General features: G+C 67.0%; 12 protein-coding genes and 2 riboswitches. Of the genes, 3 read left to right on the forward strand and 9 right to left on the reverse strand.

All coding sequences use genetic code 11. The features are described from left to right. Positions 1 to 63: 63 nt before the first annotated feature. The 4 genes from QM841_RS12390 to QM841_RS12405 form a co-directional block, all read right to left on the reverse strand. Positions 64 to 825, reverse strand: coding sequence for an IclR family transcriptional regulator (locus tag QM841_RS12390; protein WP_005575358.1), 762 nt, complete (start codon positions 823 to 825; stop codon positions 64 to 66). Between the two features lie 18 nt (positions 826 to 843). After that, entirely contained in the window at positions 844 to 2,196 is a 1,353-nt protein-coding gene (locus QM841_RS12395) for an MFS transporter (protein ID WP_283332215.1), read from the reverse strand. A gap of 164 nt (positions 2,197 to 2,360) precedes the next feature. Then, positions 2,361 to 3,638: a hypothetical protein gene (locus tag QM841_RS12400; protein ID WP_283332216.1), complete on the reverse strand. Its 1,278-nt coding sequence runs from the start codon at positions 3,636 to 3,638 to the stop codon at positions 2,361 to 2,363. Between the two features lie 121 nt (positions 3,639 to 3,759). Beyond that, positions 3,760 to 4,413 (reverse strand): TetR/AcrR family transcriptional regulator, encoded by a 654-nt coding sequence (locus QM841_RS12405; RefSeq protein ID WP_283332217.1) that lies wholly within the window; start codon positions 4,411 to 4,413, stop codon positions 3,760 to 3,762. Positions 4,414 to 4,490: 77 nt separating this feature from the next. Here QM841_RS12405 and QM841_RS12410 point away from each other — a divergent pair, with 77 nt between their 5' ends. Next, positions 4,491 to 5,384, forward strand: coding sequence for an SDR family oxidoreductase (locus QM841_RS12410; RefSeq protein WP_283332218.1), 894 nt, complete (start codon positions 4,491 to 4,493; stop codon positions 5,382 to 5,384). A 30-nt stretch (positions 5,385 to 5,414) separates the two neighbouring features. Beyond that, positions 5,415 to 6,908, forward strand: coding sequence for a flavin-containing monooxygenase (locus tag QM841_RS12415; protein ID WP_283332219.1), 1,494 nt, complete (start codon positions 5,415 to 5,417; stop codon positions 6,906 to 6,908). 32 nt (positions 6,909 to 6,940) lie between these two features. Here the strand turns inward: QM841_RS12415 and QM841_RS12420 are convergent, their stop codons facing one another. Together QM841_RS12420 and QM841_RS12425 are read right to left on the reverse strand one after the other, a co-directional pair. Continuing rightward, positions 6,941 to 7,981 (reverse strand): YihY/virulence factor BrkB family protein, encoded by a 1,041-nt coding sequence (locus QM841_RS12420; protein ID WP_283332220.1) that lies wholly within the window; start codon positions 7,979 to 7,981, stop codon positions 6,941 to 6,943. Between the two features lie 42 nt (positions 7,982 to 8,023). Next, positions 8,024 to 10,450, reverse strand: coding sequence for a response regulator (locus QM841_RS12425; protein WP_283332221.1), 2,427 nt, complete (start codon positions 10,448 to 10,450; stop codon positions 8,024 to 8,026). A gap of 196 nt (positions 10,451 to 10,646) precedes the next feature. Between QM841_RS12425 and QM841_RS12430 the strand changes: the two genes are divergently transcribed. After that, positions 10,647 to 12,002: an MFS transporter gene (locus QM841_RS12430; RefSeq protein WP_283332222.1), complete on the forward strand. Its 1,356-nt coding sequence runs from the start codon at positions 10,647 to 10,649 to the stop codon at positions 12,000 to 12,002. Between the two features lie 69 nt (positions 12,003 to 12,071). Here the strand turns inward: QM841_RS12430 and QM841_RS12435 are convergent, their stop codons facing one another. Genes QM841_RS12435 through QM841_RS12445 form a run of 3 tightly spaced genes read right to left on the reverse strand, consistent with a single transcriptional unit; the run spans position 12,072 to position 14,806 of the window. After that, positions 12,072 to 13,295, reverse strand: coding sequence for an amidohydrolase (locus tag QM841_RS12435; protein WP_283332223.1), 1,224 nt, complete (start codon positions 13,293 to 13,295; stop codon positions 12,072 to 12,074). Positions 13,296 to 13,346: 51 nt separating this feature from the next. Further along, positions 13,347 to 14,084 carry a hypothetical protein gene (locus QM841_RS12440; protein ID WP_009475681.1) on the reverse strand — a complete coding sequence of 246 codons (738 nt, stop codon included), beginning with the start codon at positions 14,082 to 14,084 and terminating at the stop codon, positions 13,347 to 13,349. A 29-nt stretch (positions 14,085 to 14,113) separates the two neighbouring features. Then, positions 14,114 to 14,806, reverse strand: coding sequence for a DUF5058 family protein (locus tag QM841_RS12445; RefSeq protein ID WP_009475682.1), 693 nt, complete (start codon positions 14,804 to 14,806; stop codon positions 14,114 to 14,116). A gap of 123 nt (positions 14,807 to 14,929) precedes the next feature. Next, positions 14,930 to 15,030: riboswitch (glycine riboswitch) on the reverse strand. Between the two features lie 3 nt (positions 15,031 to 15,033). Beyond that, a riboswitch (glycine riboswitch) is annotated at positions 15,034 to 15,125 on the reverse strand. Between the last annotated feature and the right edge of the window lie 197 nt (positions 15,126 to 15,322).

The raw sequence follows: 15,322 nt of genomic DNA on the forward strand, positions 1-15,322 counted from the left end.
ATCACTCTGACCGACCCGAGACCCGAGTCACAACGCGACTCCAATGGATGGAAAGGGTTTCTGTCAGTGCCGCGATCCGCGCGTCATCGCCCGGGTGATGCCGCGCGACGCCGTCGTCAGCGCCGCGACCACCGACTGCGGGTTGGCCTGATCGTGCGGTATGACGACGGACAGGGCGGCGATCACCCTGCCGCCGTCGGTGTCCCGCACGGGCACAGCGACTCCCGTCGCTCCGGGTGTGATGAGACCTGCGGCTACCGCGAAGTGCTGGTGCCGGACCTCGGCGAGAAGACGTCGCATCTGCTCGGGGTCGGTGACCGTGGCGTCGGTGTAGCGCTCGAGCGGCTGCGACAGCAGTTCGTCCTGCACGTCGCGGGAGGCGTTGGCCATCAGGACCAGACCGGACGAGCAGGCGTGCACCGGAAGACGTCCGGCGATCTTGGTGACGTTGACGACGGATCCGCGGGTGGAGAGCCGTTCGACGAACAGCACCTCGTTGCCGTCGAGGATGCCCAGTTGGGTGTGTTGCTTGATCGCGGCGTTCACGTCTTCCATGAACGGCATCGCGGCTTCACGCAGGCTCAGGGTGTGCGACCCGCGGGACCCCAGTTCCCACATCCGCACGCCGATGCTGATGCGGGTGTCGTTGCGTTCGAGGAGGCGGTACTTCACGAGTTCCCCGACGATGCGGTGCGCCGTCGCGACGGGGAGGTCGGATCGACGCGCGATGTCGGACACCGACAGGGATGGTGTGTCCGCGTCGAATGAGGACAAGACCCTCACGACGCGGGCAGTGACCGATTCTCCTGTCGGTGTCCGTGACATCGCCCTATTGTCCTCCGGCTACTCCCGAGGGGGCGACGGACGCCCGAGTTCGGCCAGCGGCACCCGGTACGTCTCACGGGCGGTGAAGGCGGCGACGGACGAGACCAGCATGCAGAGCGCCGTGAACACCGCCACGGGGACCCACGCGTTCACCCCGGTACCGAGCAGCGCCCAGCCGATCGCCGGGGCGAAGCCGGCGATGAGGAAGCCGATCTGCGTACCGACCGCGAAACCGGAGTAGCGCACGGGCGCCGCGAACATCTCGGTGAAGAAGCTCGGCCACAGACCGTTCACCATCGAGTAGAACAGCGTCATCGTAAGCAGCGCGGCGAGGAAGATCAGTGGAATGGAGCCGACGGAGATGGCCCAGAAGTACCCGAAGATCGTCACGGCGCACCCGAGGGCGCCGGTGACCCAGACGGGGCGGCGTCCGACGCGGTCCGACAGCTTGGCGAGCAACGGGATCGCGACGATGGAGCCCGCGATCGACACCGACGACGCCCACAGCATCGTGGTGCGGTCGATGCCGACGTCGGGTCCGGTGGCGTAGGCGAGCCCGAAGACCGTGAACACGGTCTGCCCCACCGCGAACAGCGAGCACAGCGCGATCCGCAAGACGTCCCGCCACTGGGTGGTCACGACGGTGACGACGGGCAGCTTCTGCACTTCCGCGTGCTCGCGCGACTCCTCGAACACCGGGGTCTCGTCGAGCTTGGTGCGCACGAAGTAGGCCACCACGAGCATCACCGCGCTGCACCAGAACGGAATTCGCCAACCCCAGCTGTCGAGTTGGTCTTTCGGCAGCGCGGCCACGGGGATGAAGACGAGGGTCGCGAGGACCATCCCGGCGGCATATCCGGTCATAGTGAAGCTGGTGAAGAACGCCCGCCGCCCCTCGGGTGAGTGCTCGAGCGTGAGGGTGCTGGCTCCGGCGGCCTCGCCGCCTGCGGAGAATCCCTGCGCGAGGCGGCACAGCACGAGGAGGATCGGAGCGGCGATGCCGATCTGCTCGTACGTGGGCAGGAATCCGATCGCGAGACTGGACAGACCCATGATGAGCAGGGTCAGCAGCAGAATCTTCTTGCGGCCCAGCTTGTCTCCGAAATGCCCCAGCACTATTCCGCCGACGGGCCGGGCCACGTAGCCCACGCCGAACGTCGCGAGCGCGGCGACCGTGCCGATCGCGTCGTTGCCGGCCGGGAAGAACGTGTGCCCGAAGACGAGGGCGGCGGCGGATCCGTAGATGAAGAAGTCGTAGTACTCGAGCGCACTGCCGAGGAACGACGCGAGCGCCGCCTTCTTCGGCGTCTTCGCGACCTCGGTGGGTGTCGCGGTCGTCGGGCTGTCGTGCGTGACGGCGGATACGTTCATCGACTCTCCTGCGATCGGGCCTGGCGTGGTGTGACACAACGTGCCAACCGCACCTACGCGTGCGCAACGTCACATCCATCCATTGGAAAGCCGGCCTCGCGCCCCGGACGAACGGGACGGTCGTTGCGTCAGATCGAACGAGCGTCCCGTTCGTCCTGCAACGGCTACGGCTGCGCCGGGGACAACTCCCAGCCGGTGCTCATGTCGCGGGCGAGGTCGGGCACCCGCCGCAGCACCCGCTGGCCCTCGACGAAGTCGCGGAACGGGATGGCCAGCAGGGCCCGCAACTCTCCCGGACGACCCTCGGCCAGCCGCTGGTAGGACGACGCGATGTCACTGACGATGTACTGCCAGCGCGGTTCGCGATCGGCCCAGTTGAAGCCGGGCAGGGGCGTGCGGAGGCGATAGGCCGAGCCGTTCACGTCGCCGTCGACCGACATCGGCGCGACCTGACCCGGTGCGCGCGAGCCGGGAACCGACGGTTGCGCCGCGACGGTGGTAGCGTACGTGAGCGCGCGGCCGACGCCGTCACGGGCTGCCGCGGTGACGTCCCACTGATCGGCGATGATCTGATTCTGCTCGCGCGACGCCATCCGGAACAGCGCGTCCGCGTACCCCGCCGGAGTGCCGGAGAAGATGCCGCTCCACGCGATCTGGGCGTTCTCGTCGAGCAGTCCGGCGGCGGCCATCTCCTCGACAGCGGCCGTGCCCTCGTTCAGGTACGCCTCGTGCATGGGCACCATGTCGAAGTAGATGTGCTTCTGCATCATCAGCAGGCGCTTCTGGTACCAGTCCATGTCCTCGGCGGTCATCGTCGGGCCGACGGTGGCGAGCGTTCTCGGGTCCGCAGGCAGGAGCGTCATCGCCTCGCCGGGCAACCCCCGGACCGTCGACGCGACGGCGTTGCCGAGGGTGTGGACGGCGTCGACCCCGAGCACGGTGCGGCCGAGGTCGAGGTCCCAGAAGCCGGCGGCGAACGACCCTCCCGCCAACCCGGCCATGCCGGACCAGTAGAGCTCGGTGCGCTGGAGTTGGTACCGGCCGTAGTTCTCGTAGACCCGGTCGACCACCGCTGCGTTGGCGATCAGCCCTGCGTTCGGATCCCAGGCGGCCAGGTCGATGCCGGACGCCTCGGATCCTCGAGCGAGCCAATACTGTTGCAGAAGAGCGGAATACCGCGTCGGAGCGACACCGTCGGAGCGGGCGGCCGCCAGCGCGGCGCCGAGTACGGCGGAGTCGGTGGCCAGCCGGGGGTCGAGTCCGCCGATGGTCTCCGCCGCCGCGTTCGCCGGTGTGATGTCGAGCAGGCCCTCATAGTCGGTGGCGTGCGCGACGATCGGCGTCGGCGCCACGAGCGCGACCACCCCGAGCAGCGCGACGAGCACCGCGCGGATCGTGGTGTTGCGGACCCACGGTGATGGGCAGTGCACAGCACTGGGCATGTCAGGTATTTAACAACATATATGTAGTGGCGTCAGGGGTTTGCCCGGATTGCCGCCGGCGCAATGCAATCCCAGGTCAGCGCACGTGAGTGGCAAAGCGTGCCCCCGGACGCTTTGCCACTCACATGGGCTGGGGACCGAGCTGGCCCAGGACGGCCGAGAGGATGGTGTGCGCGCTGCCGATGACGGACTCGATCGGCTGCGGGTTCTCCGACAGCACCCATTGCTGGGCGATCATCAGCACGGCTCCCACCAGTCCGGTCGCGAGAGTGCGCAGGTGGAAGTCGGGGAAGGCAGTCCGGTCGACGGCCGGACCGATGACGACGAGAACGGCGTCCACGAACGACAGGGTGACGCGGCGATAGGCGTTGTCGACCTCCGGCCCGACACCGAGGACCTCCTGGAATGCGATCCGCGGGATTCGTGGGTCGTCGGCGACGGATCGGAAGAACGCGGTCAGCGCACCGCGAACCCGCGCATCGAGATCGGCGCCGCCGTCCCCCGCACCGCGCAGGACGCTGTCCCGCAGACGGTCGGTCACACTCGCGTACGCGGCCAGGAGCAGGGCCTCGCTGCCGTCGAAGGACTCGTAGAAGTAGCGCTTGGTGAGCCCGGCGGTCGAACAGATCTTCTCCACCGTCGCGGACCGGTAACCGCTGGTCCCGAACACTTCGACGGCCGCATCGACGAGGCGCACGCGGCGCTCTTCCTGACGCTGGCGCGGACCCGCACCGCGGTAGGTGCGGCCCGTGTCGTCGAGCCTGGGCGAACTCACGACCCCCATATTGACACCGTCCAGTTCCAGATACAAACTGACACCGAACGGTGCCAGATCACACGCCAGGAGATCCCATGCCCACGCTCAGGAACAAAGTCGCACTCGTCACCGGAGCCGCGCGGGGCATCGGCGCAGAAACGTCGCGCGCCCTCGCCCGCAAGGGCGTCAAACTGGTTCTGATCGATCTGGACGCCGAACCGCTGAAGGCGCTCGCCGCCGAACTCGGCGACGACGTCGCGGTCGCCGCGGCCGCCGACGTGTGCGATCTGGCTGCCGTGCAGAAGGCCGTCGACGCCGGTGTCGCGAAGTTCGGTGGCATCGACCTCGTACTCGCGAACGCCGGCATCGCCAGTTTCGGCTCGGTCCTGCACGTCGATCCGGCCACGTTCAAGCGGGTCATCGACATCAACATTCTCGGCGTCTTCCACACCGTCCGCGCTGCACTGCCGTCCGTGATCGAACGCAAGGGCTACATCCTCGTCGTCTCGTCGTTCGCCGCGTTCGCGCCCGCACCCGGGCTGGCCGCGTACAACGCGAGCAAGGCCGGCATCGAACATTTCGCCAACACCCTTCGCCTCGAAGTCGCGCACCACGGCGTCACCGTGGGCTCGGCCCACATGTCGTGGATCGACACACCACTCGTCCAGGACGCGAAAGCCGACCTCACCGCGTTCAACCAATTTCTCGCCTCGCTGCCGGGACCGCTCGGCAAGACGACATCGGTGGGCTCCTGCGTCGACGCGTTCGTGGACGCCCTGGCCAAGCGGAAACGCCGGGTCTACGTGCCCCGGTGGGTCGGAATCTTCGCCTGGCTGAAGGCGGTGGTGACGTCGCGGATCGGGGACCGCACCCTGCTGCCGCCCGTCCCCCGGATCCTTCCGCTGATGGACGAGGAAGCCGCGAAGCTCGGCCGGTCCACCAGCGCACGTAATGTCGCTCTCGGCGACGTCGCCGTAGACCCGAAGTAACCACCCTTCCCCGCCAGCGAGAGAGTGTTCATGTCACACACCGAGACCGCCGCCGAGACCACCGGGGCGAAGGCGCCCGTCGAACACGTCGACGTGCTGATCATCGGGGCCGGACTGTCCGGGATCGGTGCCGCGTACCACCTGCAGGACAACTTTCCCCGACGGAGCTACGCGATCCTGGAGAGCCGCGAATCGATCGGCGGCACGTGGGACCTGTTCCGCTACCCCGGCATTCGCTCCGACTCCGACATGTACACCCTCGGCTACCGGTTCAAGCCGTGGTCGGGTGAGAAGTCCATCGCCGATGGGCCGTCGATTCTCGAGTACGTCCGCACGACCGCCGCCGAGCACGGGATCGACCGGAACATCCGGTTCCAGCACAAGGTCGTTCGTGCCGAGTGGTCCACCGCCGATTCGCGCTGGACGGTCGATGCCGAGCGCACAGACACCGGCGAGACGGTCCGGCTCACCGCCGATTTCCTGATATCCTGCAGCGGCTACTACCGTTATGACGAGGGCTACACCCCCGAGTTCCCCGGGCTCGACCGCTTCGGTGGTCGCGTCGTGCACCCGCAGCAGTGGCCCGAGGACCTCGACTATGCGGGCAAGCGGGTCGTCATCATCGGCAGCGGCGCCACCGCGGTGACGCTGGCGCCGTCCATGGCTGCCGACGCCGCCCACGTGACGATGCTGCAGCGGTCGCCCACCTACATCATCTCGATGCCGGCGAAGGACAAGCTGGCCAACAGGCTGCGACGTCACCTGCCCGCCAAGCTCGCCTACGCCCTCACCCGCCTGAAGAACGCATCGGTCGCCACCGCGATCTACCAACTGTGCCAGCGATACCCGGAATTCATGAAGGGCCGCATCCGGCAACTCCAGGAGAAGTGGCTCCCGAAGGGGTACGACATCGACACCCACTTCACGCCCCGATACAACCCGTGGGATCAGCGACTGTGCCTGGTGCCCAACGGGGATCTGTTCCGCGCCATTCGGAACGACGAGGTGTCGATCGTGACCGATCACATCGACACCTTCACCGAAACCGGGATCACGCTGAAGTCCGGTGAGGAATTGCACGCCGATGTGGTCGTCACCGCAACAGGTTTGAACCTGCTCGCGTTCGGCGGGATGACGCTCGCCGTCGACGGCCACGACATCGACCTCACCGAAACCATGGCGTACAAGGGAATGATGCTCAGCGGGGTGCCCAACTTCGCGTTCGTCATCGGGTACACCAACGCGTCCTGGACGCTCAAGGCCGACCTGGTGTGCGAGTATGTCTGCCGTCTGCTCGCGCACATGGACGCGAACGGCTTCACGCAGTGCGCCCCGGAGCGCGACAGTTCGGTCGAGGAGGAGCCGTTCCTCGACTTCGCCGCCGGATACGTGCTGCGGTCGGTGGAATCTTTTCCGAAGCAGGGTTCGAAAGCGCCGTGGCGGCTGCGGATGAACTACTTCCGCGACCTGGTTGCACTGCGGCACGGCAAGATCCTGGACGACGCGATGGCGTTCCGCCCGTGAGTACTTGTTAACCGCCCGCGGTTAACAAGTACTCACGGGCCCGCGGCCTCGCTCTCGCGCAGCGCCTTGCCCTCCTGCACGTACTGCTCGTACTTCTCGGCGTTCTTGTCGGAGACCCGCGTATCGCGGGCCGGCAATTGCAGTTCGTCCTCGGCCGGAATGCCGGCCTGCAATTCCCGTCCGCGTTCGAGTTCGGCGTCCAGTTCGGCGCCGAAGAGCAACGCCAGGTTGGTGATCCAGAGCCAGAGCAGGAACACGATCACGCCGGCCAGGGAGCCGTACGTCTTGTTGTAGCTGCCGAAGTTGGCGACGTACAGACCGAACAGGACCGACGCCACGATCCACGTCACGATGGCGAGGAACGCGCCGGCGCTGATCCAGCGGAACTTGGGTTGCTTCACGTTGGGCGTGACGTAGTAGAGGATGGCCACGGCCACCACGACGATGCCGAGGACAAACGGCCAGCGGGCAATGTTCCACACGGTCAGGGCGGTGTCGCCGAATCCGATTGTGTCACCCACCGAGCGTGCGACGGGGCCGCTCAGGGCGAGCATCGCCGCAGCGGCCGCGACCAGGACCAGGCCGACGATGGTGACGGCCAGCATCTGGGGCCGGAGCTTCCACACGGGACGCCCCTCCTCGACCTCGTACATGCGGTTCATCGCGCGTCCGAACGCCCCGATGTAGCCGGACGCCGACCACACCGCACCCAGCAGGCCGAGGACGAGAGCCATTCCCGCGGTCGGTGCTGCGACCAGTTGCGCGATGGGGTCGCGCAACGTGTCCACGGCGGAGGACGGCCCGAGGTCGTCGACCATCTGCAGGACCATGTCGGTGGTGCGCTGCCCCTGACCGAACACTCCCAGCAACGAGACCAGCGCCAGCAGCGCAGGAAACAGCGAGAGGACCGCGTAGTACGTCAGCGCGGCGGCCAGGTCGGTGCACTGGTCGCGCGTGAACTCGTGCGCCGTCTTCCTGATGACGTACCACCAGGACGGTTTCGTCAGGTCCGCGGGCGAATCCGGCTTACGCGGATCGTCGGGTTCCGGTTCGGCGTGCTGATCGTCGTTCATCGGTCACGCCTACCCGGAACGCAGGTCGGGGAAACTGGGGCCCTATTCGCGGTCGGTGCCTGCGGTGAAGTTCGCGACGACCTCTGCCGCGATCTCCCGAAGTTTGACGTTGCGGTTCTGCGAATAGGAAGCGAGTTTGTCGAAGGCGGTGTCGGCGTCGCACTGGAAGGCGGCCATCGTCAGCCCGACAGCTTGGCTGAGGGTTGTTCGCGTATCCAGTGCTTTGCGCAGTTGTTCCGTTTCGAGCTCGCTTTCCGTGACCAGAGTTTCACGAAGCCACGACATTTCGAGATGAACACGCACCCGCGCGACGAGTTCGCTCGGCTGAAACGGTTTGACGATGTAGTCGTCGGCGCCGTGGTTCAGTCCGTCGATGGTCGACTCCGTTCCCGCTCGGGCGGTGAGCAGAACGACCGGGAGCCGTGCCGTCGACTGCTCCGATCGCAGCTCGCGGAGGAAGTCGATGCCGTCACGACCGGGAAGCATGATGTCGCTGAGCACGAGATGCGGCGTGCGGACGGCGACGCGCTTCAGCGCGGACTCCGCGTCGGCGACGGCATCGACGTGCCAGCCCTGCTCGTGCAGCAATCGTGTGAGGTAGGCCCGCAGGTCCGGATGGTCTTCGACGAGCAGGATGCGGCGGTCCGCCCCGGGTTCGGTCGAGGGCGCGACCTCGGCGAACGGTTCCCGCTGGTCGATGCCGCCGAAGGACGTCACCGCGCCGACGGGTCGGTCGTCTGCCCGCGGGGTCACGCCGTCCGGCGCCGGGACCCGCGGTAGGCGGACGGTGAAGGTGCTGCCCCGGCCCGGTGCGCTGTCGAGATCGACGGAACCACCGAGTGCAGCGGCGAAATCGGCCACCAGGGAAAGCCCGATGCCGACGCCGCCTGATCCGCCGGCCTCGACGCGATAGAACCTGTCGAATACGCGTTCCCGTTCTTCGGCGGGAATGCCCACACCCGTGTCGGTCACGCTCAGCACCAGCCGGCCGGCGTCCTGGCGGAGCGCCACGGACACGGATCCGGACCGGGTGTACTTGACCGCGTTCGACACGAGGTTCAGCACGATCTTCACCCACATCTCGCGGTCCACTTCGACCGGACCGGCGCCTTCGTCGATGTCGGCCCGGAGCGCGAGTCCGGCCTGCACGGCGGCGGAATCGAACATGCTCACGCATTCGGCGGTCAACCGGCCGACATCGGTCGGCTCCGGGCGGGGCAGCAGCTGGCCGGCTTCCGCCTTGGACAGATCGAGAAGGTCGTCGACGAGCTGCTGTAGCCGGACCGCTGCCCGGTGGGCGGCCGCGATCGCGTCACGCTGATCTGCGGGCGACTCGTCCCCGGTCCGCTCTCGCAGAGTCTCGAGGGGGCCCAGCAGCAAGGTCAACGGGGTACGGAACTCGTGACTGACGTTCTGGAAGAACCGCGTCTTCGCCGCGTCCAGTTCCGCCAGCGCAGCCGCGCGGTCCCGTTCGAACTCGTAGGCCAGAGCGTCCGAGATCAGCGTCGACACCTTCGCCGTCACCAACTCGGCGAAGCCCCGATACGCGTCGTCGAACGCGCGATACGGACTGATCCCGAGCACGAGCACACCCACCGGCTCCGCGTGACCCGTCACGATCAACGGACACAGCCGCACCTCCGTCACCGCCTTCGACCCGGCGGACTCGAACTCGCCCGGCACCCGGACACGGTGGCTGGTGACGTCGGTCGCCGGGATCCGGGCGGGCCTGAACTCGCCGTCGTCGTCCACTCCGACGGCACCGACGAGCACGAGGTCGTCGGCGGCGTCGTCGCCCGAGCCGCCGGCGACCTCCCGGCGGAGGTAGATCGCGGCCAGCGGAACGTCTTGTCCGCTGTCGCCGAGTACCCGCACGACCGCACGGCAGGCGTCGACGAGCGGATCGTCGCCGCCCGCGGTGGATACCGTGCCCAGTTGCCGCAGCGTCTCCAGTCGCCGCTCCCCGAGCACGGTCGCGGTCACGTCGGTCGTCGCCACAAAGATGCCGGCGACGTTCCCGTCCTCGTCCTGCACCGGACTGTAGGAGAACGTCCAATACGTCTCCTCGAGGTACCCGTGCCGCAGCAGGTACAGCGGCTGATTCTCCGTGTAGGTCGCCGCGCCGCCCGACATCACCTGCTCGGCGAGCGGTCCCACCTCGTCCCAGATCTCCGCCCAGCACTGCGCCCCGGGTTCGCCGATCGCGGCGGGATACTTGGCGCCGAGGACCCGGGTGTACGGGTCGTTGAAGATCTGCACGAGCTCAGGACCCCACCAGAGCAACATCGGGACCTCGGAGGGCAGCACCGTGCGTACCGCCGCCCGCAACTCGACAGACCAGGTCTCGACCGGGCCCAGCGGCGTGGCCGCCCAATCGGTGCGGCGTAGCCGCTCCCGTGTCTCGCCCGGCCCGGCGAACAACCGCTCCGCCGACCAGGAATTACCGAAACCCGAGCCAGTCACATCCATGGACCTTTCGCCCACTGCCGGTCGCCCGGACCCTTCCAGTTGTCAACAGAGAAATCATGGCCCAGTACCGCGTGCAACCGCCACTTCTGTATTCCGACATTCGGAAGCGAAGTTGGAAACGAGTGACCCGTCCGCCACGGTAGGTGAGTCGTGAGCCACATCACAGCCCACCTCCGAGGAAGAACAGGTCCCGCGCATGCAATTCGACCTACGCGAACGCATCGACAACAGCCCGATGACGCGCTACCAATGGGGCGCCATCGCCATCTGCGGTCTACTCAACGTGCTCGACGGCTTCGACGTCCTCGTCATGTCGTTCACCGCCCAGTCGGTATCGCAGGAGTGGGATCTGTCCGGCTCGGTCGTCGGCCTCCTGCTCAGCGCCGGACTGTTCGGCATGGCCGCGGGATCGCTGTTCCTGGCGCCGTGGGCTGACACCATCGGCCGCCGCGCCATGATCCTGCTGTGCCTGGCACTCGCGTCGACGGGCATGCTGCTGTCGGCGGTCAGCCAGAACGCGATGCAACTCGGCCTGCTCCGCGCCCTCACCGGCGTCGGCATCGGCGGAATCCTCGCCAGCAGCAACGTCATCGCCAGTGAGTACGCGTCGAACCGCTGGCGCGGGCTCGCGGTGAGTCTCAACTCCACCGGCTACGCCGTCGGCGCCACCCTCGGCGGAATCATCGCCGTCGTGCTGCAGAACTCGCTCGGCTGGCGCTCGGTGTTCCTGTTCGGCGGGCTGTGCACGGCGGCCATCATCCCCGTCGTCTACGCCCGGCTCCCCGAATCGATCGACTTCCTGCTCGTCCGGCGACCGGCCAACGCACTCGACCGGATCAATGCCTTCGCCCAGCGGGTCGGTCAGCCGCGACTCGACGAGCTGCCCGCACCGCGTGCCGCCGCCACCGCCGACGCCGGATTCGCGATGCGCGTCCTGCTGTCACCGCAGCGCCGCCGCAGCACACTCCTGGTGTGGTTCGCATTCTTCATGGCGATGTTCGGCTTCTACTTCGTCACCAGCTGGACCCCGAAACTGCTGGTCGAGGCGGGCATGTCCGCGAACCAGGGCGTCACCGGCGGAGTGCTCCTCAACCTCGGCGGCATCTTCGGCGCCACCCTGCTCGGGGCGCTGTCCGCACGTTTCGCCCTGAAGCGTGTGCTCATCGCCTACATGGCGATCGCGGGCGTACTGCTCGTCGTCTTCGTTCCCGCCACCGCGTCCATCGTCATCGCGTTCGGGCTCGGCGCCCTGATCGGCGTCTTCGCCAACGGCTGCATCGCCGGGCTGTACGCGATCACGCCGTCGGTCTACTCGCCCGCCGTCCGGGCCACCGGCGTCGGCTGGGGCATCGGCATCGGCCGCGTCGGCGCCATCGCGTCCCCGATCGTCGCGGGCGCCCTCCTCGACCGCGACTGGTCGCCCACCCAGCTGTACATCCTCGTGGCCGTGTCCTTCGTCCTCGCCGGACTCGCCGTGTCGCGACTGCGGTTCGAGAAGACCGGCGTGGACGCCGGGGACGCCACCGCGGATGCGCCGCTGACCACCCACTGAGGCGGCTCCGCCACCCGTGCGCCTTTCTGGTTGGCGGAACAACCAGAAAGGCGCACGGGCCCGGAGGGCCTAGATCCCGACCTTCGACAGGATCGCCGTCATCGCCGCCTGGACGCCGGTGGACAGGGTGGGCTCCGCGACGGGGGCGAAGTACGGTGAGTGGTTCACCGGCACAGGGTTTCCGCTCTCGAGGGTCTCCGCGGTGTGGCCACCGAACATCCAGAACACCGACGGCACGCCGATCACCTCGGCGAGCAGACCGAAGTCCTCCGAGCCCATCATCGGAGACGACGGCGTGACGTTGTTCTCGCCCAGCACTTTCTGCAGCTCGGCGACGAGTTCGGCGGTGGCGTCGGGATCGTTGTAGTTGCGCGGGAACGTGTACAGCTCCTCGATCAGCGGCTTCGGCGCCCCGGACGCGGCGGCCTCGGCGTAGATGATGCGGCGCAGCGCGGCATTGACCTGCTCACGCACCTCGGGGTCGAGGGTGCGCACGTTGATCGTGAACTCGGCCCGGTCCGCGATGATGTTCTCCTTCAGCCCCGCATGGAACGTCGCAACCGTGACGACCGCCGGCTTCAGGGGGTGCACTTCGCGGGACACAATGGTCTGGATTCGGTTGATCATGTTGACGCCCTGGATGATCGGGTCGATCGAATCCTGCGGCTGGGAGCCGTGTGAACCCTGGCCGTAGACGGTGACCTTCAGCGAATCGGCCATGGCCATCGCGTCGCCACTCGTGACGTGCACGGTGCCGGCCAACATCGGCCCGACGTGCTGCCCGAAGACGATCTCCGGCTTGGGTGCCCGGTCCCACAGGCCGTCCTCGACCATCGCCTTCGCCCCGGCCGCCGTTTCCTCGCCGGGCTGGAAGAGGAACACGATCGTTCCGGCCCACGCCTCCCGCGCGCCTGCGAGCAGTTCGGCGACGGTGAGCAGGGTGGCGACGTGTGTGTCGTGGCCGCAGCCGTGCATCACTGGCACCTCGGTGCCGTCGTCGAGGTGTCCGGTGGCGGCGCTGGCGTAGTCGACGCCGGTGTCTTCCGCGATCGGCAGCCCATCGGAATCGGCGCGGAAGGCCACCGTGGGGCCCTCGCCGTTGGTCAGGACACCCACCACTCCGGTGCCGCCGCAGACGAACGTGTCGATCCCGAGGGCGACGAGGGAAGTCTGGATCAGCTCGGCGGTCTTGTGTTCCTGCATGGACAGTTCCGGGTGCGCGTGCAGGTGGTAGTAGAGGTCGTGCATCTTCGTCCGCAGCTCGTCGGTGAGCGCGATCGGCAGGTCGGTCATGGAGCCTTCTTTCGAATCAGGTGAATGTGGGATATCTCCGCGTATCGGTTCTTACTCGATGGTCGCGAGCTCGGCCGGGCTCTGGTCGTTCTTGTTCCGCAGGAACCAGGCGAGGACCGCCGTCACGATCACCGCGATGGCGGTGGACGACAGCGCGAGGCTCGGCATCGCCGGAACCACGACGAACGTGATGACCGCGGCCACCAGCAGCGCGACCACTGTGGCCCGGGGCTGCTTCATCGACACGATCGCCTGCACGAGGACCGCCCCCAGGACCGAGGGAAGGATGTAGGAACGGGTGACGGTCACGATGTCGGCGGGAATCACGCTGATCAGCCAAGTGCCGAGCAGCCCCACGAACACGGCCAGGGACACGAGGTGCACCATCGCGGCGCCGCAGATCGCCAGGACCGCAGCCAGTTCGGCCCGCTTGGTTCCCGGTTTGGCTCCGATGTTCGTCTGCGCGATCAGCGCGGCCGGCAACAGCTTGTTCGCGATGTTGCCGATCATGAACGCCTGGTACATCGCGGCCGGGCCGAGGATGGGGAAATAGGTCAGGGGTTCGACCAGCCAGATGATGAAGAATGTCCCGGCCACCGCGGCGAACGCGGTCCACAACTGGCCTGCGGTGACGTCCACCTCACCCGAGAACACCAGGTACAGGGGCGCACCGATCGACAGGAGCAGCCCCACGATCATCGTGATCCGACCCCAGCGGGACGTCGTCTTGTCGAACTCGGCGAGTGCACGCGCGCCGGTGGACACCGTTACGGCTTCGTCGGTAGTCATCGAAAAGTCCTTTCCGTGCGTGTCGTGAATCAGGAGGTGACCAGGTAGGTGACGGTGAGGGCGACGAGGATCGAAATACCCAGCCCCCATTCACGGAGCCAGCCCTTGCCGAACGTCCGGGCCACGAACAGGCAGATCCCCATTGCGGCCGCGGAGGCGGCGAACGCAACGATGTGATAGCTGGACTTCGTGAGTTCCTGGAAGCCCAGCGACGCGAACGCGCCGATCAGGGCCGCGGACGGAACGACCGCCATCAACGCCGGATTCACCGTGCGAATCTTCGCGTCACCCCGCTTCAGCAGCGGAGTGAGGACGAGCGCGGACAGCATCCACATCACGCCGCCGATGCTCATCGCGAAGAATGCGACGACGAAGACGTTCTGGGTGTACGTGTCGGCGCCGAGTTTCGCGCCCATGGAGTCGGCGGCGATGCTGGCCGCGGACACGTCGTACGCGGCGGAACCGATCAAGCCGATGCGGGCCAGGACGGCGGGCGTGCCGAAGAGAGCGAGCAGGGCGATCGCCACGAGGCAGACCGCCAGAGACGGTCCGATCGCCGAGACGGCGCCAGAGCGGAACGAGACTTTCATGTCTTCCGGCGACATGTCCGCGACGGGTGCCACCTTGCGGACCGCGGTCATGTAGATCGCCGACTGCACGACTATGACGACGAAGATGCCGGCAACGGCCACCCAGAGAACAGGCGAGTTGGCGACAGCCATGATGTCCGTGGATGCCCCACTAGCAGTCACATTCATGGATCTCCCAGGGAGAGTGAGCAACCGGCAAAACGATCACTCGAGCGATGTGAGGGTGATCCGGTGGATCACCTCGGCTGACACCCGCTCTGTTCCGTAACCTGAGAGTTTGGAGACACACTCGTGCGAGTGGTCATCGTGCCCCGTCGGTGAACGTGCCGTTACAGGCGACACGCTGCTCTCCAGAGTTCCCGACCCTGACTGTCCTGGTGCCTGAGAGTTTGTGGGTACTTGCTCCTTCGGCGCCCGGGACTCGGTCCCGGAACTCTCCAGCCAGGCTCATAGGGAGAAACCATCGAGATGGTTCCGAATCGAACTGACTCGGGACGTACTGTTCCGCAGACGTATTACGAAAGCATGACTTCACCGTTCCGGCGTGTTAACTCACAACAGTTCCTGGTCGGAAATCGCCAGTGCGCGTTCGCATGCCGAACACCCCATGTGAGTGGCAAAGCGTGCGCCAGCACACTTTGCCACTCA

Origin of the sequence: Rhodococcus sp. IEGM 1307 (assembly GCF_030056915.1) — a bacterium.
Taxonomy (GTDB): Bacteria; Actinomycetota; Actinomycetes; order Mycobacteriales; family Mycobacteriaceae; genus Rhodococcus_F; species Rhodococcus_F opacus_D.